Source organism: Moritella sp. Urea-trap-13, from assembly GCF_002836355.1.
Taxonomy (GTDB): Bacteria; Pseudomonadota; Gammaproteobacteria; order Enterobacterales; family Moritellaceae; genus Moritella.
In genome coordinates this window covers 283,916-306,179 of record NZ_PJCA01000027.1, presented here as the reverse complement: position 1 = coordinate 306,179, position 22,264 = coordinate 283,916, and the positions used below count along the sequence as shown (strand labels likewise).

Sequence of the window (22,264 nt, the reverse complement as noted above, 5' to 3'; positions counted from 1 at the left end):
TAAAAGATAAATTTTCTATAATTCAAACCATACACTATGTCATGGTGCAGGTAAAATAGTATATGAATGTTAAGTTAATGGTTTAGATCAACTTTATTACAAATATACTTTGAGATATCGTCCTATAGCAAGTAAACTATGAAGCAGTTAACACTTTTAGGGAAAATGTGAGTGATATAACTCACAGTTTTAGAAAGTTGTCATTTCTTTAAGATGGATACTTAGTAACGAACATTCGTCGTATCACTACGACATCGTACGTAAAAATGACAGTGTCAGCCAATTTACTAAGCACAGATAACGTCTGTGCTTTAATAAAGATACGATACCTAAGCCAATATCGCTAGGTATTGCTATCAGTTATTTTATTGATTATTTCATAATAGGTTTTTACGCATGAATAAACTCGTTCTAGTTCTAAACTGTGGTAGCTCTTCTCTTAAATTTGCAGTTCTTGATTCAGTATCAGGTGATGAAAAATTATCTGGTCTTGCTGAATGCTTTAATTTAGAAAACGCACGCATCAAGTGGAAACTTGACGGCAATAAAGGCACAGCCGATCTAGGCGCATTTGCTTCTCACAAAGAAGCTGTAGCATACATCGTAAATAACATTCTTAACGAAAAACAAGAAATGAGCGACGCTATTGTAGCGATCGGTCATCGTGTTGTTCACGGCGGCGAAAAATTCACTTCATCTGTAATCATCGATGACACTGTAATGCAAGGCATCGAAGACTGTGCAACATTAGCACCGCTTCATAACCCGGCTCACCTTATCGGCATCCGTGCTGCACAAGCTGCATTCCCAACGCTTCCACAAGTTGCTGTATTCGATACTGCGTTCCACCAGACTATGCCTGAAAAAGCATACCTATACGCATTACCGTACAAACTATACCGCGAAAATAACATCCGTCGTTACGGTATGCACGGTACTAGTCACCTATTCATTACTCGTGAAGCTGCTGCGCTTCTAGGTAAAAAAGTTGAAGAAACTAACATCATCAACTGTCATTTAGGTAACGGCGCATCTGTTTGTGCAATTAAAGACGGTAAATCAGTAGACACAAGCATGGGTATGACTCCGCTTGAAGGTCTAGTAATGGGTACGCGTAGTGGTGATATTGATCCAAGTATCATTAATCACCTAGTTACACAGTGTAACTACACACTTGCAGAAGTTAACAGCATGCTAAACAACGAAAGTGGTTTACTAGGTGTTTCTGAAATTTCTAGCGATTGCCGTGCTATCGAAGATGGTTATGCAGAAGGTCAAGTTGGCGCTGTTCGCGCAATGGAACTTTCTTGCTACCGTCTAGCTAAATACATCGCTTCATACGCTGCTGCTTTAGGCCGTATCGACGCTATCGTATTTACTGGTGGCATCGGTGAGAACTCTGATGTTATCCGTGCTTTAGTATTGAACCAACTTTCAATCTTCGGTATCGAAGTTGACGCTGCTGCAAATACAGCTGCACGTTTTGGTTCAGAAGGTACGATCACTACAGCAAACAGTAAAATTAAAGCTATGGTTATCTCTACTAATGAAGAACTTGTTATTGCTCAAGACGCAGTAAGCTTAATCTAATTAGACTGTTAACTTAACTAAGTTTAACTTTTTATAAGAAAGGTGTGATCGCACCTTTCTTTCTTCTCAATCCCAATATAAGGGGACGCTAGTGGCTCGCACTATAATGCTTATCCCAGTTGGCGTAGGCGTAGGCGTAACTTCTGTTAGTCTAGGTATGGTTCGTGCGTTTGAACGCAACGGCCTAAACGTTAACTTTTTCAAACCTGTTGCTCAACCTCGCCAAGGCGAAAAAGGTCCTGAGTTATCAACTGAAATTATCCGTCAAGGAACGAATGCATCACCTGCAACGCCGTTCACTTTATTACACGCTGAAAAATTAATCGGTGCTGGTAAAACTGACGTGCTTCTTGAAGATATCGTTGAGCGTTTTGAATCGCACATGGTTGACGCTGAAATCGTTGTTGTTGAAGGTCTAGTACCAACATCAAAACAACCATTTGCTAACGATGTAAACTACAACATCGCTAAAGCACTTGACGCTGAAATGGTATTTGTGACTAACCCAGGCACAGATTCTTCAGAACAGCTTAAAGATCGTCTAGAGATCGCTTGTTCAAACTTCGGCGGCAGCAAAAACAAAAACATCATTGGTTGTGTGATCAACAAAGTTGGCGCACCACTTGATGAAGCTGGTCGTAGCCGTCCAGATCTTGCAGAAATGTTTGAAGCAAACGCAGGTAATGCTAGCCATAACCTAGAAGTGCTACAAGTATTTGGCAAAAGCCCAATGCCTATCCTGGGTTGTATCCCATGGAGCGCTGAGCTAATTGCACCACGTGCAAAAGATCTAGCTAAACACTTAGGTGCTGAAATCCTAAACGAAGGCGACATCGAAGAACGTCGCCTAGTGGGTATCACTTTCTGTGCACGTTCTATCCCGAACATGCTTGAGCACTTCCGTCCAGGTGGCTTATTAGTTACTTCTGGTGATCGTGCTGACGTTATTGTTGCTGCATGTCTTGCTGCAATGAACGGCGTTAAAATCGGTGCATTATTATTAACTGGTGATGTTCGTCCAGACGCAAGTGTATTAAAACTTTGTCAACAAGCAATGGCAACTGGTTTACCAATCATGCTAACGCCAACGAACACTTGGCAGACTGCATTAACGCTTCAAAACTTCAATCTTGATATCCCTGCAGATGACAAACAACGCATCGAAGCAGTTCAAGAATACATCGCAAGTCACATCGACAAGCAATGGATTGAAACGTTAACTGTTGGTACACAACGTACTCGTCGTTTATCACCGCCTGCATTCCGTTACCAGTTAACTGAATTAGCGCGTCAAGCGAAGAAACGTGTTGTATTACCTGAAGGCGAAGAGCCACGTACAATTGAAGCGGCTAACATCTGTGCTGAACGCGGTATCGCGACACCAGTATTGCTTGGTAACCCAGCTGAAATTAAACGTGTTGCAGAGAGCCAAGGTATCATTCTTTCTGACGGTGTTGAAATCGTAGATCCAGTAACATGTCGTGAAAAATATGTTGCTCCTATGGTTGAACTGCGTAAAGCGAAAGGTCTGACTGAAGTAGTAGCACGTGAACAACTACAAGATAGTGTTGTACTTGCGACTATGATGTTAGAACAAGCTGAAGTTGATGGTCTTGTATCTGGTGCCGTTCATACGACAGCAAACACAATCCGTCCAGCACTACAGTTGATCAAAACAGCACCGGGTTCAAACCTAGTGTCTTCGATCTTCTTCATGTTGCTACCTGATCAAGTGTTAGTGTACGGTGATTGTGCAATTAACCCAGACCCAGATGCTTCTCAACTAGCTGACATCGCAATTCAATCTGCGGATTCTGCTAAAGCATTCGGTATCGACCCTCGCGTTGCTATGATCTCTTACTCAACTGGTTCATCTGGCCAAGGTAGTGATGTAGAGAAAGTACGTGAAGCAACTAAACTTGCTCAAGAACGTCGTCCTGATTTGATCATTGATGGTCCTCTACAGTACGATGCAGCTATCATGGAAAATGTAGCGAAAAGCAAAGCGCCAAACAGCCCTGTTGCTGGTAAAGCGACTGTATTTGTATTCCCAGATCTTAATACTGGTAACACAACTTACAAAGCAGTACAGCGTTCTGCAAACCTAATCTCTATTGGTCCAATGCTGCAAGGCATGCGTAAACCAGTAAATGATTTATCACGTGGCGCATTAGTAGACGATATCGTTTACACAATCGCTCTTACAGCAATTCAAGCTAAGCAATTAAGCAACTAGTCTGAAAACCTGTTAAACGTGTATTAAGGCTTCCCTCGGGAAGCCTTTTTTGTTTATTTGACCTCATCAAACTCACCAACGAGACAGCTTAGTTTTTCATAAAGAAAATCAATTTATTAACTGCAATATTTCGATATTTATCTTCTTCAATAAATAAACCATGTAATGCGCCTTCAACCACTTCAATATAGCTATGAGGACAACTTTCATTAAACTTGTCTTGCGCTAAATTACTCACCACATATTCATGTTCCGCTTGTAATATCAACACTGGAATATCCACTTTATGGGCATTAATTAACACTTTTTCACACGCTTTAATGGATTCTTGGATCCATTTAGTACTCGGGCCATTTAACTTTAAATTTGGTTTTTCATTATAGCTATTGGTATAACGTGAATAGCGTAATTTACTCTTACTCATGAGGTTTTTATCAAATTCAGGAAAATCATAAAAAGAACGACCTAAAGCGTAATTAGGTTTCTTAGTAAAACGCTCGAAAATTGAGTTGCTTGAGGTATCTAACTTACTTTTAATGGATAAACCAAGACCAAACATAGGCGTACTCAACAATAACTTTTTCACTTTGTGTTGATAGAATTGAATGTATTGAGTACAAATATTTGCGCCCATAGAGTGTCCGACTAAGTAACAATCACCAGCGCTATTCGGATAAACAACTTTATCCATAAATAGTTGTAAATCAACGATGTAATCTTGAAACTCATTCACATGTCCTAGGTCTAGATCCTCTCCCCATCGCCCAGATTCACCTTGACCTCGATGATCATAGGTATAAATATTATAAAGATGCGACAGCTCATAAATGAGTTCTAAATAGCCCCAATAAGATTCATTTCTACCGTTAACAATCACCAAGGTATCTTTTTTATTATGTGGATTATAATTAATCCAATTGATTCTGACTTTGTCAAAACCAATAAAACTACCACGTGTTAAGTCTTTAATTACCTCATTACAGGCCTTATCAGTGGTATCAACATCATCGGTTGTTTTGAGGGGGAAATCGGCCACATTGGCAAGTTCAAATTGATCTTTATGGATTTTATCCGCAATGAGATTAAGATATTTTTTACCCATTTCAAAACCTAACGCGTAATCGCTATCAACTGCTTTTTTAGATGAATGGACTAAAGATGTTTGTAAATGCGTTGCTGGGTGGATCTCATAAATAACAACATCATCGGGCGGATTTTCTAAGAATGCTTGATCCGCACGGTACGCGTCTTCATGGATCATTAATAAGTGGCTTAAATTTTTAAGTTTATTGGGACCCACTTTTTTTAAAAAGTTCAACCACTCATGGTTATAACTAGCATCGACAGGAATCGTTCTAATCACAACAATATGTTTATAACCAAGCTTATATGCTTTTCGAACCGGGATAGGCGCCGTAACGCCACCATCATACCAATCGTCATTGTCAATTTTGATCGGATTAACCGTTAATAAAGGAATAGCACACGTCGCTTTTAAGGCTTTCTGCCAACTGCCTCTTTTTAAATCTAAGCATTTAGCTTGCATACTATTTATATTGGTAGCAACGCAATATAACTCGCGGTTCTCTAATTTTTTTAATCCAGTATCCCAATCCAGCGCCAAATGTGTTTCTGTAGCATGAATTAACAAATCCAAATTCAAGCTGTTTTCACCACGAAATACATTCTTAATATTAAAAAAATCTGGATCACGAGTCACTTTATTAATGACCTCATAAGCATGTCTATATTGGCCACAGACATAAGATGCCAAATTTAACGCACCTGCTGACGTACCAATAAAACAGTCAAACGGATTATAATTGGCTTTCAAAAATGCATCTAATACACCGGCGGTGAATACACCTCTCTGTCCACCACCTTCACAAACTAATGCAAATTTATCAACATTTTCATGGCGCAAAGGATAAGCGTCAGTATCGACTTGAGAAATAGAAAAATAATTAACCATAAATTTATATACCGGTGATTTGATTTAACATTTAAAGTAACCTACTCCAATCACTATACCACGATCACCACTGATGAGAGAGCCTTCCAGTAGGTACACTTCATCTATAAAGTGCTCACAATGAGGCTTAAATTAATCGATTTTCTGCTCATAAAATTTATGCATTCACAGCGTTTCCATAATCGCGCTTACAGCGATTCAAACTCAGTAATTAACGTCTTAGCCTCAAATTAAAAATAACGTTCTCAAGGCTTCTGAGGGCGATTTTTTATATAACAAAATAAGCTAAATTAACCAGTCTTTAGTTGCATTTAATTTCTAATTTTTTCTTGATTTTTCAACAAGTCAGACAATTTACATAAAAAAACATTTAAATACAACAACTTAAAACAACCACACAAGTTAACACACATGTTTATCCACAGATTCTGTGGATAACCTAACAGAAACATGGGTTATAGGTAAAACAATGCCTAAATATGATAGATTTAGTCCACAACCTTATTTTTATACTTAAAGTTATACACAGGGGGATAGATTGAACCGTATTATATACACATGTATCTTCACCCTGTGTATAACGTCATCATTAACCTGTGAGGCGAGGTGTGCGGAGCGTTCAGGTCACATACAAGGATAAAATATCATATGGTTTTAGAGGAGGGTATTGAGAATAACCTAGGTATGAAGTGCCATAAGACAGGCATAAAAAAAGCCTCAATCGAGGCTTCTTTAATTAACAGTTTGTTATCGCTAATCTACTTAATCGTGCAGATTAGTTTACGCCTGCTTCATCATCAAGTTGGTCACGTAGTTCCGCTTCCAATTCTTGTTTCAATTCGTCTTGAAGTTGATAATACGATAAATCGTTTTCATTATAGTCCATCATAACCACCTTACTAGTACTAAAGAGTACATCGTTAAATATGTCGATAATCGATAACCCGTTTATCACACTTCTCTGAACAACCCTTTGCTCAGCTCATGTATTAATCCTAACACAGCATTTTCAGTCCGCAATATTTGTCGTTCACCGCAAAAAGTTTGATCACCGTCAATAAATCCATTCTGTAATTATTTATCAACATTTTGCTTGTGCGCTCTTCATATGAAAGCAAACTAACGATATAAGGAAGGAGTCACGGCCTCAAAACACAACAGATTGACTAAAACTGAACGATAATAAACAAAATAGAACAACTTGATATAAGTTATACCAAAAAGTAATATAGTGGTATTTTGATGCTAAAATAATAAAGATTAGCGATTACTCTGCTTTAGGCGAGTAAATGAAGATTAATACTTTAAGGCCTTTACCCGCTTCTGCTTCTTTAAATACAGCTGGCGTTGGCAGTTGTTCTTGGAACACACAATCTGGGCAATGCTCGGCAACATTATCAAATAAGAACTGTTCACCTAGCTCAGGAGCGTTCAAACATAACATTACTTTACCACCCGGCTTCATCAGCTCCGGAATACGTTTGATGATCTTGCTGTAATCACGCTTAATATCCACACTGCCCTTTTGGAACGACGGTGGATCCGAGATCAACAGGTCATAAGGACCATGCTTACGTAAACGTCCATATGATTTAAAGATATCAACACCTTCAAATTTAACCCGCTTAAGATCATGACCATTACTGCGGTGATTATCACGCCCCATAGTAAGTGACGTGCGACTAAGGTCAACGTTCATCACCTTATCAGCCCCGCCCGCTAACGCAGCCACAGAGAAAGCACAGGTATAAGAAAACAAGTTCAATACGTTAGCATGCTCAGACTGTTCTTTAACCCACTGACGGCCATTAGCCATATCAAGGAACAAACCAGTGTTTTGCGCACGACCAAACTCAAGGTTAAAGGTCATGCCGTTTTCAGTGATCTCGGTACGGTGACATTCTTCACCAAGGAACAATGACGTCGGTGCACGCTCACGACAGCGGAACTGCACTAATACCGTTTTACACTGTTCACCAAGTTGTGCTTGCAGCGCTTCTGCTAGCAGCATTAAGTAATCGTTTTGTTCTTCTTTGTATAACGTAATAAGTGCAACCGGTGACAACCAATCAATGTTGATGTGCTCGAAACCCGCATACGTGTGGCCACGACCATGGAACAAGCGACAGGCATCTTCTGCTACAGCAGAAAAATCAATAAACTCAAGCGGCAATTTCACATCAGCCTCGGACATAGCGACAGTCACAATCTTATTCACCTTAATTAATCTTGGAAAATAAAAAGGGATGCACACTGTACATCCCTTTCTTCAATGTCAGGCATTATACCTGACTAGTGCTAAAATGCGATCTAGGCACTCAGTTATTTTTTCACCTCAACATCACTGCTGATCAGTATCGACATCCAGTTCTGATCATTGATTGTTTCTAAACCAATTTTGACAATCATCGTCAGTGGCACTGCCAGCAACATGCCCACAAGTCCAAGCAACCAACCCCAGAATATTAACGATAAGAATACAATCAAGGTCGATAAACCTAAGCCTTTACCCATGAAGCGTGGCTCTACCAAGTTACCCATGACTAAGTTAATAGTCACATAACCAGCAGCAACTGCACCCGCTTGGGGTAAACCCAGTTGTAGAGTAGTTAAGATAACCGCAGGTACTGCCGCAATTAACGAGCCGATATTCGGCACATAGTTAAGTAAGAAAGCAATTAAGCCCCATAACAAATAGAAATCAACATCCATGATGAACAGCATCAAGCCAACACAAAGACCGGTCGCAATACTCACTAAGGTTTTAATCGCCACGTACTTGTTCACTGAATCTAAAAACTTGTCTAGTTGGGCTAATTTGAAATCGGGATCTTTAAACATGAAATGCAGTTTTTTCGGTAACACTTCACCTTCAAATAGCATGAATACCACCGTTAATAAGATCAGGAATATGTTTGCCATTACGCCAGATAAACTACTAACCATACTCGAAACCATAGTAACAGCAGTACCAGGGTTAAAGTATTCCAGTAAGGTATCTGATGATATTTGGATATTGTATTTATGTAAGAACGTCACTAATTCGCCGTAATGACCACGAATTTGGCTTTGATAGTCGCCAATATTACTGGTGAGTTGTTGCACACTTGAACCAATCACACTGGTGATCGTCAGGCCCATCATGATCGCGACAATCAACACCATAAAAATAGCAATTCCGCGCGGAATACGACAACGAATAATAAGGTTAACCAATGGATTACAGATAATGGCAATGAATATAGCCAGTAAAAATGGAATGATAATCGGCGTGGCTATTTTGATACCACCAAGGATAATAATCACCGCAGCTATCATCACCAAATTACGCATTTGGCTATTTTCTTTTAAAATTAGTTTCATAGTTACTCATTAAGGTGCTACAGGGAGCTAATAGTTGTCAGTAGTCTACGACATGATTGATGAATATAACCTTAACAAGATAAAAACACTAATGATATTATATTGATGCAGGTACTCGATTTACATTTCAGATCCGCGTGTAAACATCAAAAACAAAGACATTTATTACGATGAAATAACAGCAATGGATGACACAGGCAATAGCAATAAAGATAGGTAATGACAAATTAATAACGTAACGAAGAGTAAAATAGGAGTGATGTTTTAGAATTGTAGAAAGCAATAGAGTAATAGAGTAATAGAGTAATAGAGTAATAGAGTAATAGAAATACTTTGAAGTAGAAATGGTGGAGCCAAACGGGATCGAACCGATGACCTCGACACTGCCAGTGTCGCGCTCTCCCAACTGAGCTATGGCCCCATTTCTACAGCAACGTTTGCTGCTGTAGGGATAATATGCATCTGCCGTTTTAGTGTCAATATTTTAAAGTTAAAAAACCAACACCAAACGACCGAAAGTATATTATTTACACACCCTTAGGCGTTTTCACGTGCAGTAATGAATGCTAACGCTTTGTCGATACCAGCAAGGCTACGTTCTTTACCAATAAGCTTTAGTGTTACATCTAATGACGGTGATTGACCGGCACCAGTAATAGCAACACGTAATGGCATACCAACTTTACCCATACCGACTTCAAGTTCAGTCGCAGTATCGTTGATTGCAGCGTGTAATACTTCAGCATCGCTCCAATCTGCAATCGCAGCTAGTTTCTCTTGAACTTTAAGTAATGCTTCTTTTGCTACAGGACGTAAATGTTTCTTCGCCGCTGTTGCATCAAATTCAGCGTAGTCTTCAAAGAAGTAACGGCTAGATGCAGCAAGTTCTTTCAGTGTCTTAGCACGTTCAGCAAGTACTTTAACAATTTCAGCTAGCGCAGGACCATTAGTCGTATCAATGCCTTGATCTGCCATGTGCCACTCAAGGTGAGTTGCAACATATTCAGGTGCTAGTGTTTTAATGTAATGTTGGTTTACCCATTGTAGCTTCTCAGTATTAAACGCTGAAGGCGCTTTGTTTACATCGTCTAAGCTAAACAGTTTGATCATTTCTTCAGTGCTGAAGATTTCTTGATCGCCATGTGACCAACCTAAACGTACTAAATAGTTTAGTAGTGCTTCTGGTAGGTAACCGTCATCACGGTATTGCATAACACCGACAGCGCCATGACGCTTAGATAGTTTAGCGCCGTCATCACCAAGGATCATAGCAACGTGAGCGTACTGTGGAACAGGAGCGCCTAGTGCTTTTAAGATATTGATTTGACGAGGTGTATTGTTTAAGTGATCTTCACCACGAACAACATTAGTAATGCCCATATCCCAGTCATCAACAACTACACAGAAGTTGTATGTCGGTGAACCGTCTGTACGGCGGATGATTAGGTCATCTAATTCTTTGTTAGCAAATTCAACTTTGCCACGGATCTTGTCATCAACGATAACAGAACCTTCTTTCGGGTTACGGAAACGTACAACGAAATCAGCACCGGTGTCTTCGATATCACCATGGCTACATTTACCATCGTAACGTGGGCTTTCTTTCGCATCCATTTGCGCTGCACGTAACGCGTCAAGACGTTCGCGTGAACAATAACATTTGTATGCTTTGTCTTCTGCTAGTAGTTGATCAACTAACTCGTTGTAACGATCGAAACGTTGAGTTTGGAAATAAGGACCTTCATCCCAATCCAGACCAGCCCACTTCATGCCTTCTAAGATCGCGTCAACCGCTTCTTGAGTAGAACGTTCTAAATCAGTATCTTCGATACGCAGTACAAATTCACCACCTTGGCTTTTTGCATGCAACCAAGAATAAAGCGCTGTACGTGCGCCGCCTACGTGCAAGTAGCCAGTTGGGCTAGGTGCAAAACGAGTCTTAACAGTCATAAGTCTCACAATACCTTTTACATTATTTGATTCGCTTAACCCACGACAGGTTAAGCACATGATGCTGCGCATTTTACCATTAAAGCTAAAACTAACAATACACGAACTAAAATTAACTACCCTAGTTCTGTTATAAACTACCCTAGTACCGTCATTAAATAACTATGTGCAGCGATTAACTAACCATGAGATGCCAATAGCGCCAGTAAATCATCTTCAGACAGAATATCGATATCTAACTCTTGCGCTTTAGTGAGCTTAGAGCCTGCAGCAGGACCAGCCACTAACGCCGTAGTCTTCTTCGACACACTGCCTGCAACTTTAGCGCCTAAGTCTTGTAACCGCGTCTTAGCATCAGCACGCGAAATATTAACCAGCGTACCAGTGATCACATAAATGGTGCCTAACAGTGGTTGTTGGCTTTGTTCTTTAACCGCCACATCATCCCAGCTCATGCCCGCTTCGATAAGTTGGTCAATTACCGCAAGGTTATGCTCTTCACGGAAGAAGTAGAAGATGTGCTTAGCAACGATCTCGCCGACATCGCTAATCAATACTAAACGTTCAACCGAGGCTTTTTTGATGAACTCTAAACTTAATAGATCATTGGCAAGGTTAGCGGCTGTCGCTTCCCCTACTTCACGGATACCCAGTGAATATAAGAACTTCGCCAATGTCGTGTGTTTTGCGACTTTCAATGCTTCGAGTAAGTTAGTTGCCTTTTTTGGTCCCATGCGATCTAACATAGTTAACTGACCAAAAGTAACACCAAACAAGTCTGCAGGGGTTTTAATTAACTCGGCATCAACCAGTTGTTCCACCATCTTGTCGCCTAAACCATCAATGTTCAATGCTTTGCGTGAGGCAAAATGTTTAATTGCTTCTTTACGTTGAGCACCACAATACAGACCCGCAGTACAACGCACTGTCGCTTCGCCTTCGATACGTTCGACTTCTGAATCACATACAGGGCATGTTGCAGGGAAGACGATGTCTTGCGCATCATCAGGGCGGCGTTCTAACATGACGCGCGCCACTTGTGGGATCACATCACCTGCACGGCGAATAATCACCTGATCTTTTATTTTAATGCCTAAACGCGCAATTTCATCCGAGTTATGCAGCGTGGCATTACTCACAGTCACACCACCAACGAATACCGGTTCGAGACGTGCCACAGGGGTGATTGCGCCAGTACGGCCAACTTGAAATTCAACATCCAGCAAGGTGGTAATTTCTTCTTGTGCAGGAAACTTATGCGACGTTGCCCAGCGTGGTGCTCGTGCAACAAAACCGAGTGTTTTTTGCAATGCTAAATCATCTACTTTATACACTACACCATCAATGTCATACGACAGTGAATCACGACGTTCACCAATGTTCTCATAAAAGTCTAAGCAACCTTTATAACCCATAGCCACAGTCACATCAGCACAAACAGGGATACCCCATTGCTTCAGTTTCTGTAAGTTTTCAGCATGCGAATTTGATAAGCCTTTACCCTCAACTTCACCTTCAACAACACCTAATGAATAAGCATTAAAGGCTAACGGACGGCTTGCGGCAATCTTAGGATCAAGTTGACGTAAACTACCTGCAGCGGCATTACGCGGGTTAACAAAGGTCTTTTCACCTTTCTTCTTGGCATTGATATTTAATTGTTCAAAACCGGCTTTAGGCATGAACACTTCACCACGTACTTCTAAGCGCGCAGGGAAGTCATCGCCACGTAAACGTAGTGGAATTGATTTAATGGTTTTTACATTTTCAGAAATATCTTCGCCGATTTGCCCGTCGCCACGGGTTGCAGCACGCACAAAGTGACCATTTTCATACAAAATACTGGCGGCAAGACCATCGAGCTTTGGTTCACAGCTAAATTTAATCTCAGTTTTAGTCAGCAAACGATCTTGTAAACGTTTTTCAAACGCCAGCAACTCCTCTTCAGAAAATACATTATCCAATGACAACATCGGTATTTCGTGCTGAATTTGGGTAAAACTAGTAAGCGCTTCACCACCGACTTTTTGAGTTGGCGACGTAGCTAAAGCAAGTTCAGGGAATTCGGTTTCTAGCTGTTTTAATGCATGCAATAGTCGGTCATATTCCGCATCCGGTACGCTTGGATTATCTAATACGTAATACTGGTGATTATACTCTTCTAATTGAAGCGTTAAGGTTTGAATCTGTTTTGCTTGTTCTGTCATCTTTATTTCCAAAGATAAAAAATTCCGAAGATCAAAAAAAGCCCCACCGAAGTGAGGCATTTATCTGGATACTGTGTTTATTTTACTAATGCTTTATTTATTTTGCTAACGCACTGTGTATGCTACTAATGAACAGCTTATTTCGCTAATGAACGGTTTTCTAATTTGCGAATAAACACTTGTTCTTGTTCAATGGCGTCTTCTGTTAATGGGTGACGTGTGGCATCCATTAATAAACCATCAACACCGTCGGCAATGCGCTCTGCCGCACTTAACATCAGGCCATAATTGTGTGATGCTTTACCTGCACACGGGAACATCATGAACAAGGATACCCCTGGAGACTCAAATTGCTCCATGGTATCAATATCGAAAGTGCCTGGTTTAACCATGTTCGCAAGGCTAAAGATAACAGCACCTTTACCTGCAGCATCAACATGGCGGTGGAAGATATCCATTTCGCCAAATTTGAAACCAAAGGCAGACAATTCTTGTAGCAATTCTGCACCAGCAATACTCTTGCCTTCACGCGCCATAATATTAATTACGAATACAGCTTCTTCAACGGCTTCATCTTGTGCTGAATCATTGGCGGCATCGAGAGATGCACTTTGCTGCTGTTCGTCTGCTGCGAGAGAATTATCGATTACAACATCAATCTCGGCATCAATAGCCACATTTTCAGCGTCATCGACAACATCGTAACTTAAATCACTTTTCACACGTTCTACTGTCTCTGCGTTTTCCGTGACAGTAGGCATTTCGACATCGATTGCCGAAAACGACGCAGTTACTATCGTCTCTGTTGGCGCAGCGTCTGTGCTCGCTTGCGGCTCGTTATTTTTTAACGGCCGGCTTGATGATGAGCTGCTATTCACAGCACTAAACTGCGGCTCAATTTTTCCAACCGACACGGGAGCAGGTTTATCGCTCTCGAAATTCATTGTCGGTTCTACCGATTTAGTCACAACGCGTTTATCACCGATACCATCAAGGTCAAATCCTTGGTTATCTTTAACGTTCTGATCAAGTTTCTTTAACGGTTTATCTTTTAATGGTTTTACTTGATTCTTTTTATTTGACCAGAGGCCATGAGTAATTAAAGCAGCAATTGCAATAAACCCTAAAATGATGAGAACAAGTCGCAAATCTTGCATAACAGCCTATCTCTTAATGTTAATTGTCTGTAAGTTCTACCGCAGCCGATATATCGACAGCGACGATTCGAGAGACCCCTGGTTCATGCATGGTCACTCCTATTAATTGCTGAGCCATTTCCATGGCCAACTTATTATGACTAATATAAATAAATTGTACTGTTTCTGACATCTCCTGAACCAGTTTACAAAAACGCCCGACATTTAATTCATCGAGTGGTGCATCAACTTCATCTAACATACAAAATGGCGCTGGGTTTAACCTAAATATCGCAAACACTAACGACAGCGCAGTCAGGGCTTTTTCACCACCGGAAAGTAATGAAATACGCGCATTCTTCTTGCCTGGCGGTCGCGCCATAATCGTTACACCCGTGTCTAATAAATTACTCGATGTTAGCTCTAACCAAGCCGCACCACCACCAAACACTTTAGGGAATAACGCTTTAAAATCAGTATTAATCTTTTCAAACGTAGTCGCAAAACGCGCCTTCGTTTGTTTATCAATTTTAACAATCGCAGCTTCTAACGTCTCAATGGCTTTTTCTAAGTCATCGGTTTGTTCGTCTAAATATTGTTTACGCTGCGATTGCTGTTCAAATTCTGCGACAGCTGCAAGGTTCACGGCTCCTATCTTTTGTAATTGCGCTTCAAGCTGTTTCAGCTGTTGCTGATATTCTTTTAGCGTTAATATATTAACACACTCACGTTTCAATGTGTCTACATCAACATGGTCATCCGCAATTTGTTGATATAATAGCTGTTCTCGTGCTTTGTTGTTCGCTTGTTTTAAATCTAACTGTTGGACTTTGTCTTTCACTTTTAAGTTACTTGTCATTATCCTAGCACGTTTTTCTTCTATATTACGCTTGTCATTAATGAGTTTAGCGCGTGTAGATTTCTTCGTATTATTGTCATTTTCGATAGCAATTTGTTTCTCAGCAGCAATCGTCCGTGCAGTTTCTAGCTGCTGTAAGCTTTCAGCATATAATGAGTTATCACCTAATGCAGCAATATCTTGCAAAATAGTTTGATATTGTGCGTCTGTCTTAGCAATAAGTTGCTGTTGCTTCTCTATTTCAACGGTAAATTTGGTTTTAACTAACAATAATTGTTGAACTTGTTTTCCCAGCACTTGCTGTTCTTGTAAAAACTTAGCTTTATCTGCTTTCGCCGCTTCCGCTTGTTGAATCAAGCTATCATCGTTGCTTAACTGTGCAATCGCTGCTTGTGTCGACACTATCTGGTCATTAAAGCGCTGCACTTCTTCTGCTTCAATAGCTAATAAGTTAGCCAGTGTTAATAAGCGGGTATTTAACTGATCATACGTCAGTTGCCACTGTTCTTGCTGTTGCTGCAATAACCCCAGTTCCACCGTTAGCTGCTTCACTTCACTTTGCTTCTCATGCAAGTTACTTTGCACTAGTTCAATTTGATGCTGGTATTCGCCTTGAGTCACCCGAAGCGCAATTAATTGCTTGTGCTGTTTGTCCATCAAGGTTTCAATTGTCAATAAACGTCCCTGCAGCTGTGACGCTTGCAGTTGCATTTCAATACGCCCTTGCGGTGATGACTCGTTAGCTTTGGCATGCTGTGACAACCACACACCTTCATCGGTAAACCAATCGCCATGCGCAGTGATATAGCTATATTCACTGTGGCTTTCAGCGCCCGCTTTAGCGTCGTTAATATTGGTAACACACGTTACTTGGTTTAACTGCCGATTAAATAAATTATTTTTAACCTTCGCGGCTAACGAACCGCTACGCGCGACACATTGACTGGGTTTGAACCATTGCAATGCGGGTAATTCATTCACATCAAATTGAGCAAGTTGTTGATCGCTAATACAGTAAGCGTCTAACCAATTTGCAAGCACCTTCTCAACAGCGGCTTCCCAACCGGGCTCAACATCTAGTTGTTGTAATAATTTTAACGGAATCGAATCGAAATTACATTCTAACCAAGCATGGGCGTGATCTGCATGCTCAGATTTACGTAATAATTCGGCAATCACACTCAGCGAACTGTTAATTTCAGTTTGTTCTGCAACACTGTGAGTGATGTTGGCTTCGAGCCCAGCCACTTGTTTATTGATCCCTTCGAAGCCATTATTCAACCCGGCTAATTCATGCGCAAGTTGAGTCTCTTGAGATTGTAGCTGTTGCTGTTCTGCGGCTTTAACATTGATTAATGCTTGCTTGCTGTGCTGAGTAAGTTGCTGCTGCTCTGCTATTAACTCAGTACGTTGTAATTTACTTTTATTCAGTACTGATTCGGCGCTTTTTACCGCATTGGTCAACACGTCAAGTTTACTGCTAAAGCGTTGCTCTTTTTCAAGGTATACCGCATGTTGGGCAATCGCTTGGTCACTGCTCACGGTTGCTGATACTAACGATTGCTCAATCACTAATAATTCCGCAGACAGTCGGCTGTAGTCCGTTTCTGTCGACAGCGCTTGCTGCTGATGCGTTTGTAACTGGGCTTGCTCTTCTGTTAATAACAACTGTAGCTTGTCACTTTGCAATTGGTATTCTTGTTGTTTACCTGCCGATTCTTGTTTGCGCGCTTTGTGATGCAGTAACTTCTGCTCAATCTTGGTTAGCTCTGTGCCTTGTAAATAAAACGCTTGCTGCTGATTCTCAATTAATACCGCGAGTTCATTTAACTGGACGTCAAAGTCGGTGATCTGAGTTTGCAGCTTAGTCGTCGTCGCAGTGAGTTTCTCTTGTTCATTCATCAGCACTAATTTTTGCTGGGCAAGCTGATTAATCGAACGTTCAACATCATAGATCTGCACTAAACCAAGACGACTTTTGGCTTCACGCTGCTGTTGTTTTAAGGCTCTAAACTGTTGAGCAACCGCTGACTGTACTTTTAACTTGTCAATTTGAGTACCCAGTTCAATACGGATATCTGCCAATCGATTGAGGTTATCTTTAGTTTGATTAATACGTTGTTCGGTTTCGCGACGTTTTTCTTTATATTTAGAAATGCCGGCCGCTTCTTCGATAAAATGACGCAGTTCATGGGGTTTCGATTCAATTAAACGCGAGATCATGCCCTGCTCGATGATCGCATAACTGCGCGGCCCTAAACCAGTGCCTAAAAACAGTTCAGTGACATCTTTACGACGGCATTTGTTACCATTGAGATAATACTGATTAGTGCCATCACGGTATAACTCACGACGAATAGACACTTCATTATGTTGTAATAAAGCATGATCAATACGTTGTTTGGCATTATCGAATAACAGTTCCACACTGGCTCTGGAGACAGGCGAACGCGCCACTGAACCGTTAAAAATAACGTCAGCCATGGCATCACCACGCAAGTGCTTAGCCGAGCTTTCGCCCAGCACCCAGCGTACTGCATCAATAATATTGGACTTACCACAGCCATTAGGGCCTACAACCGCAGTCATATCAAAGGGGAAAAGCAGTTCGGTGGTATCAACAAACGACTTAAAACCAGATATTTTGATCTTTTTAAGGTACATAGCAAACAACGCATATAGAATAACCAGAAAACTTTAGCAGATGTGCCTGCAATATTAAAGATACGTCTGAGGAGAATATAAAAGCTGCTGCTTTTTACTGCACTTTTTACGTCAATCGGAGTCTCTTTTAGTGCAATGATAGATGTACCATAATAACCGCATGATAAGATATGCGACTTACACCACTTACATAGGCTTCATAGAATATGCTTTCAGTAAAACCATCGTTATCTGGGTTTCAATATTTCTTACAAGGTTTCGACTTGATCCGTCAACCTAAGTTAAGACCTTTTGTATTGATCCCATTATTAGTTAACCTCATTTTGTTTGCGGTTAGCTTTTACTTCTTATTTCAACAAATCGACGTTTGGCTGCTACAACTTGAAGCAAGTTTAGACTGGTTGAGTTGGTTAGTTTATATTATTAAACCCCTCGCCTTTATTGTCATATTACTGGTATTTGGCTTCTTTTTTGGTGCTATTGCCAATATTATCGCCGCGCCGTTCAATGGCTTATTAGCAGAGCAAACCGAGCTGTTATTAAATAATAAACCGCTACCAGAAATGAGTATCAAAGATATTTTGTTAGATATTCCGCGTGTACTAACGCGAGAGCTAAAAAAGATCAAATACTACATCCCGCGTGCAATTGGTTTACTGTTGATGTTTTTCATTCCGGTTGTCGGCCAAACCGTAGCACCGGTACTGTGGTTTATCTTTACCGCTTGGATGCTAGCGATCCAATACGCTGATTACACTTTTGATAATAACAAAGTGGGCTTTGATGAGATGCGCAGTGAACTGTCAGCAAATCGCATGCAGTCTTTAAGCTTTGGTTCTATGGTGGCATTGTGCCAATCAATCCCAATCGTGAATTTCATGATCATGCCTGTTGCCGTCTGTGGCGCGACAGCGATGTGGGTTGATAATAGCGGTAAATAGTAGCGATAAGTCATAACTAGTCGGTAGTGAGAATTGAAAGTTAATAGTTAATAGTTAATAGTTAATAGTTAAAAAATCCCCAGTTAATCACTTAACTGGGGATTTTTATTTTTTATTGCTTATGACTTATTGATAGCACTTAAATAGTCGCATCTAAGTCATTTAATCCATGACTAACAGCGTTTTAATACCAACGAACCCACTGAATAGCCCGCACCAAACGAACAGATTAATGCCAAATCACCACTTTCCACACCGTCTTGGTGTAAATGGAAAGCAATAATAGAACCTGCTGACGCGGTATTTGCGTATGTATCTAGAATAATAGGTGCTTCAGTTGCTGATGGATCACGACCCAATAACTTCTTAGCCAAATAATTATTCATGTTGATATTGGCTTGATGTAACCACAAACGTTTAAAGTCACTTGCTTGTAACTCTAAACCGCTCAGTTGTTCGGTGATCAAGTTATAAACCGTCGGTAATACTTCTTTAAATACCTTACGGCCATTTTGCATAAAGAAACTTGAATCAGCGTTAATATCAGCGCCTTCACTACGGCTTAAATAACCTAAGTTGTTGCGGATATTATTTGAATACTGGGTAAACAATTTGCTATCAATGATCTCGTAGCACTTTTCACTCGTTGCTGTGGCTTTATCTTCAATCACAACGGCAGTACACACATCACCAAAAATGAAGTGGCTGTCACGGTCTTTAAAGTTTAAATGCGCAGAACAGATTTCAGGGTTAACCACTAATGCCGCTTTACTACGTCCAGACTTAACCGCATCCATCGCACTCGCAATGGCAAACGTTGCCGACGAACACGCCACACTCATATCATAAGCGAAACCATTAGCACCAAGGAAATGCTGCAGTTCAACCGCCATTGCAGGATAGGCACGTTGGAACCCTGACGCAGCAAAAATAATTAAATCGATATCTTGTGCTTCTTTATTGGCAGCGGCCAATGCTTGCTTTGCTGCAACCAGCGCCATTTGTACCGTAATACTTGGCTCATCATCGCTAATCGGTTGAAATACCGGACGCATAATCGCAGGATCTAAAATGCCCGCTTTGCTCATTACAAAACGACTTTTAATGCCCGAGGCTTTTTCAATAAATTCACTGCTTGAGTGTGCTTTCGCCGTTACTTCACCGGCTTCAATAGCTGCGGCATTGTCAGCATTAAAATTATCAACGTAACAATTAAAGCTCGTTACTAGTTCATCATTACTGATTGCATCAGGAGGGGTAAATAAACCACTACCACTAATTACTACATTACTCATTACATTGTCCTTTAGCGGCTAAATTGGGATACAGAGTTCACTAAACTAAAGCAAACAGTTAACTAGATCTAGTTGCACATCCGACATAAATGAAAAATGATGCCTTGCTAACCGCATTTATGATTTAAAAAAACGGCGCAAACGCTAAATTAATCTATCAAGATGAACTAATCTCGCGAATTTGGTCTATATATAGAAAGGACTCAATACCATAGACACACATATTAATGCTTATACAGGCTTAATGAAGTGGTGGCTAAAATGGAATTTAAACACTATGCATAACTAATCGTTATAAGCTCTTATCATTTTAGAACCTAACGATATAACAAAACAGCATTTTCAATTTTCAAACTTATCAGTATGCTTAAGCTATAACTTAGTAAGTAACTTAGTAAATACGTATAAGCTACGAGTAATCATTTATATAGGGAAATCCCATGAGCCAAATTTTACAAGACAACAGCCTATCTATTGGTAATACACCTTTAGTTCGTTTAAACCGTGTGACTACAGGTAACGTATTTGCAAAAATAGAAAGCCGTAATCCAAGTGCAAGTGTTAAGTGCCGTATCGGTGCTAACATGATCTGGCAAGCAGAAAAAGACGGGCTGTTAAAAGAAGGAATTGATATCGTTGAGCCGACAAGTGGTAATACAGGTATTGCGTTAGCATTTGTTGCCGCAGCTCGTGGGTATAAACTAACATTAACGATGCCAAATACCATGAGTCTTGAACGTCGCAAGCTACTTAAAGCATTAGGCGCTAATCTTGTATTAACAGATGGTGCGAAAGGCATGAAAGGCGCGATTGATAAAGCCGTTGAAATTCGTGATGCAAATCCTGAAACAACTATTTTATTACAACAATTTGAAAATCCAGCTAACCCAGCGATCCATGAACAAACAACAGGTCCAGAAATCTGGGACGCAACGGATGGTGAAATTGACATCTTAGTATCAGGTGTAGGTACCGGTGGTACGATTACAGGCACAAGCCGCTACATTAAACTGAATAAAGGTAAAGACATACTATCTGTTGCTGTTGAGCCAACTAACTCACCTGTGATCACTCAAGCGAAAGCCGGTGAAGCACTTACACCAGGTCCGCATAAGATCCAAGGTATTGGCGCTGGTTTTATTCCAGGTAACTTAGATTTAGAAATGGTTGACCGTGTTGAACTCGTATCAAACGAAGATTCTATCGAAATGGCGCAACGTCTAATGAAAGAGGAAGGTATCTTAGCGGGTATTTCTTCAGGTGCAGCAGTTGTTGCTGCAGCACGTTTAGCAGCATTGCCTGAATTTGCAGATAAAAATATCGTAGTTATCCTACCATCGTCAGGTGAACGTTATTTAAGTACAGCTTTATTCGATGGCGTATTTACTGAGCAAGAGCTCCAACAATAGTCACAATGATACTGTAATCATCACAACGACGCTGTTGTAGTTACATTGCATTAACATGATTAACAAAAGCCGCACTAGCGGCTTTTTTTTGTACAAGCTACTTTATTTACATTGGTTGATAGCCGTCACACTTTCCCTTTTTTGTTGTAATTAAACTACAACTTAAGCCTTAATTAGGGGTAATATACTTACATCGCATTGTTTTGTAGTAAAACTTACGAAAACATGATCTATAGCCATATTTATTATTAAAAAAAGTTATTTTACTCTGTAAAATTAGATTACACTTACATTTATGGTTATAGTTAAACTCTATTTTTAGAATCGTTATTTTTAAGGAAAAGTCATGTACCAAAAATCAGTTGTTATTATCGCACCAAACGGTCTTCACACTCGCCCTGCTGCTCTTTTCGTAAAAAAAGCAAAAGAATTCGAGTCAAAAATCACAGTTGAAGCTGGCGGTAAATCTGCAAGTGCTACAAGCTTATTTAAATTACAAACGTTAGGCCTTTCTAAAGGTGTAACAATGACTATTTCTGCAGAAGGTACTGACGAGCAAGCTGCTATTGAAGCACTAGTTGCTCTAATGGATGTTTTAGAATAGACCACATCCGTTATTAATGTATTTTTTGTATTGAAGTA

The 22,264-nt window shown here is 40.3% G+C and carries 13 protein-coding genes and 1 tRNA gene; 5 read left to right on the top strand and 9 right to left on the bottom strand.

Translation table 11 applies throughout. The features are described 5' to 3' along the window. Window positions 1–396: 396 nt before the first annotated feature. A complete protein-coding gene (locus tag CXF93_RS04225; RefSeq protein ID WP_101061191.1) occupies window positions 397–1,590 on the top strand; it encodes an acetate kinase in 1,194 nt (397 codons plus the stop codon). A gap of 106 nt (window positions 1,591–1,696) precedes the next feature. Further along, window positions 1,697–3,826 (top strand): phosphate acetyltransferase, encoded by a 2,130-nt coding sequence (gene pta / locus CXF93_RS04220; RefSeq protein ID WP_101061190.1) that lies wholly within the window; start codon window positions 1,697–1,699, stop codon window positions 3,824–3,826. An 88-nt stretch (window positions 3,827–3,914) separates the two neighbouring features. Here pta and CXF93_RS04215 read toward each other — a convergent pair whose 3' ends face one another. From CXF93_RS04215 to smc, 8 genes are all read right to left on the bottom strand, one after another. Then, window positions 3,915–5,798, bottom strand: coding sequence for an alpha/beta fold hydrolase (locus CXF93_RS04215; RefSeq protein ID WP_101061189.1), 1,884 nt, complete (start codon window positions 5,796–5,798; stop codon window positions 3,915–3,917). 1,267 nt (window positions 5,799–7,065) lie between these two features. Next, complete coding sequence (locus CXF93_RS04210) at window positions 7,066–8,004, bottom strand: class I SAM-dependent methyltransferase (RefSeq protein WP_101061188.1); 939 nt, start codon at window positions 8,002–8,004, stop codon at window positions 7,066–7,068. A gap of 116 nt (window positions 8,005–8,120) precedes the next feature. Then, window positions 8,121–9,161: an AI-2E family transporter gene (locus CXF93_RS04205; RefSeq protein ID WP_101061187.1), complete on the bottom strand. Its 1,041-nt coding sequence runs from the start codon at window positions 9,159–9,161 to the stop codon at window positions 8,121–8,123. Window positions 9,162–9,506: 345 nt separating this feature from the next. Then, window positions 9,507–9,582, bottom strand: a tRNA-Ala gene (locus tag CXF93_RS04200). Window positions 9,583–9,698: 116 nt separating this feature from the next. Then, window positions 9,699–11,111, bottom strand: a complete 1,413-nt coding sequence (gene gltX, locus CXF93_RS04195; protein ID WP_101061518.1) for a glutamate--tRNA ligase — start codon at window positions 11,109–11,111, stop codon at window positions 9,699–9,701. Between the two features lie 179 nt (window positions 11,112–11,290). Beyond that, a complete protein-coding gene (ligA, locus tag CXF93_RS04190) occupies window positions 11,291–13,318 on the bottom strand; it encodes an NAD-dependent DNA ligase LigA (RefSeq protein WP_101061186.1) in 2,028 nt (675 codons plus the stop codon). Between the two features lie 137 nt (window positions 13,319–13,455). After that, window positions 13,456–14,475, bottom strand: a complete 1,020-nt coding sequence (zipA, locus tag CXF93_RS04185) for a cell division protein ZipA (RefSeq protein WP_101061185.1) — start codon at window positions 14,473–14,475, stop codon at window positions 13,456–13,458. Between the two features lie 19 nt (window positions 14,476–14,494). Then, window positions 14,495–17,977: a chromosome segregation protein SMC gene (smc, locus tag CXF93_RS04180; protein WP_101061184.1), complete on the bottom strand. Its 3,483-nt coding sequence runs from the start codon at window positions 17,975–17,977 to the stop codon at window positions 14,495–14,497. A 206-nt stretch (window positions 17,978–18,183) separates the two neighbouring features. On the opposite strand from smc, the gene cysZ reads away from it, so the two are divergent. Continuing rightward, window positions 18,184–18,918 (top strand): sulfate transporter CysZ, encoded by a 735-nt coding sequence (cysZ, locus tag CXF93_RS04175; protein WP_101061183.1) that lies wholly within the window; start codon window positions 18,184–18,186, stop codon window positions 18,916–18,918. 173 nt (window positions 18,919–19,091) lie between these two features. Here the strand turns inward: cysZ and CXF93_RS04170 are convergent, their stop codons facing one another. Then, window positions 19,092–20,213, bottom strand: a complete 1,122-nt coding sequence (locus CXF93_RS04170; RefSeq protein ID WP_101061182.1) for a beta-ketoacyl-ACP synthase III — start codon at window positions 20,211–20,213, stop codon at window positions 19,092–19,094. A gap of 440 nt (window positions 20,214–20,653) precedes the next feature. Here CXF93_RS04170 and cysK point away from each other — a divergent pair, with 440 nt between their 5' ends. Beyond that, entirely contained in the window at window positions 20,654–21,622 is a 969-nt protein-coding gene (cysK, locus tag CXF93_RS04165; protein ID WP_101061181.1) for a cysteine synthase A, read from the top strand. Between the two features lie 346 nt (window positions 21,623–21,968). Next, a complete protein-coding gene (locus CXF93_RS04160; protein ID WP_017220636.1) occupies window positions 21,969–22,226 on the top strand; it encodes an HPr family phosphocarrier protein in 258 nt (85 codons plus the stop codon). The last annotated feature ends 38 nt before the right edge of the window (window positions 22,227–22,264 follow it).

What these genes read in the sequence shown, in the direction of transcription:
- CXF93_RS04160 (WP_017220636.1), top strand. Translation starts at nt 21,969, where the DNA reads ATGTACCAAAAATCAGTTGTTATTATCGCACCAAACGGTCTTCACACT.
- CXF93_RS04215 (WP_101061189.1), bottom strand. Translation starts at nt 5,798, where the DNA reads ATGGTTAATTATTTTTCTATTTCTCAAGTCGATACTGACGCTTATCCT.
- zipA (WP_101061185.1), bottom strand. Translation starts at nt 14,475, where the DNA reads ATGCAAGATTTGCGACTTGTTCTCATCATTTTAGGGTTTATTGCAATT.
- CXF93_RS04170 (WP_101061182.1), bottom strand. Translation starts at nt 20,213, where the DNA reads ATGAGTAATGTAGTAATTAGTGGTAGTGGTTTATTTACCCCTCCTGAT.
- CXF93_RS04225 (WP_101061191.1), top strand. Translation starts at nt 397, where the DNA reads ATGAATAAACTCGTTCTAGTTCTAAACTGTGGTAGCTCTTCTCTTAAA.
- CXF93_RS04205 (WP_101061187.1), bottom strand. Translation starts at nt 9,161, where the DNA reads ATGAAACTAATTTTAAAAGAAAATAGCCAAATGCGTAATTTGGTGATG.
- gltX (WP_101061518.1), bottom strand. Translation starts at nt 11,111, where the DNA reads ATGACTGTTAAGACTCGTTTTGCACCTAGCCCAACTGGCTACTTGCAC.
- cysZ (WP_101061183.1), top strand. Translation starts at nt 18,184, where the DNA reads ATGCTTTCAGTAAAACCATCGTTATCTGGGTTTCAATATTTCTTACAA.
- smc (WP_101061184.1), bottom strand. Translation starts at nt 17,977, where the DNA reads ATGTACCTTAAAAAGATCAAAATATCTGGTTTTAAGTCGTTTGTTGAT.
- pta (WP_101061190.1), top strand. Translation starts at nt 1,697, where the DNA reads ATGCTTATCCCAGTTGGCGTAGGCGTAGGCGTAACTTCTGTTAGTCTA.
- cysK (WP_101061181.1), top strand. Translation starts at nt 20,654, where the DNA reads ATGAGCCAAATTTTACAAGACAACAGCCTATCTATTGGTAATACACCT.
- ligA (WP_101061186.1), bottom strand. Translation starts at nt 13,318, where the DNA reads ATGACAGAACAAGCAAAACAGATTCAAACCTTAACGCTTCAATTAGAA.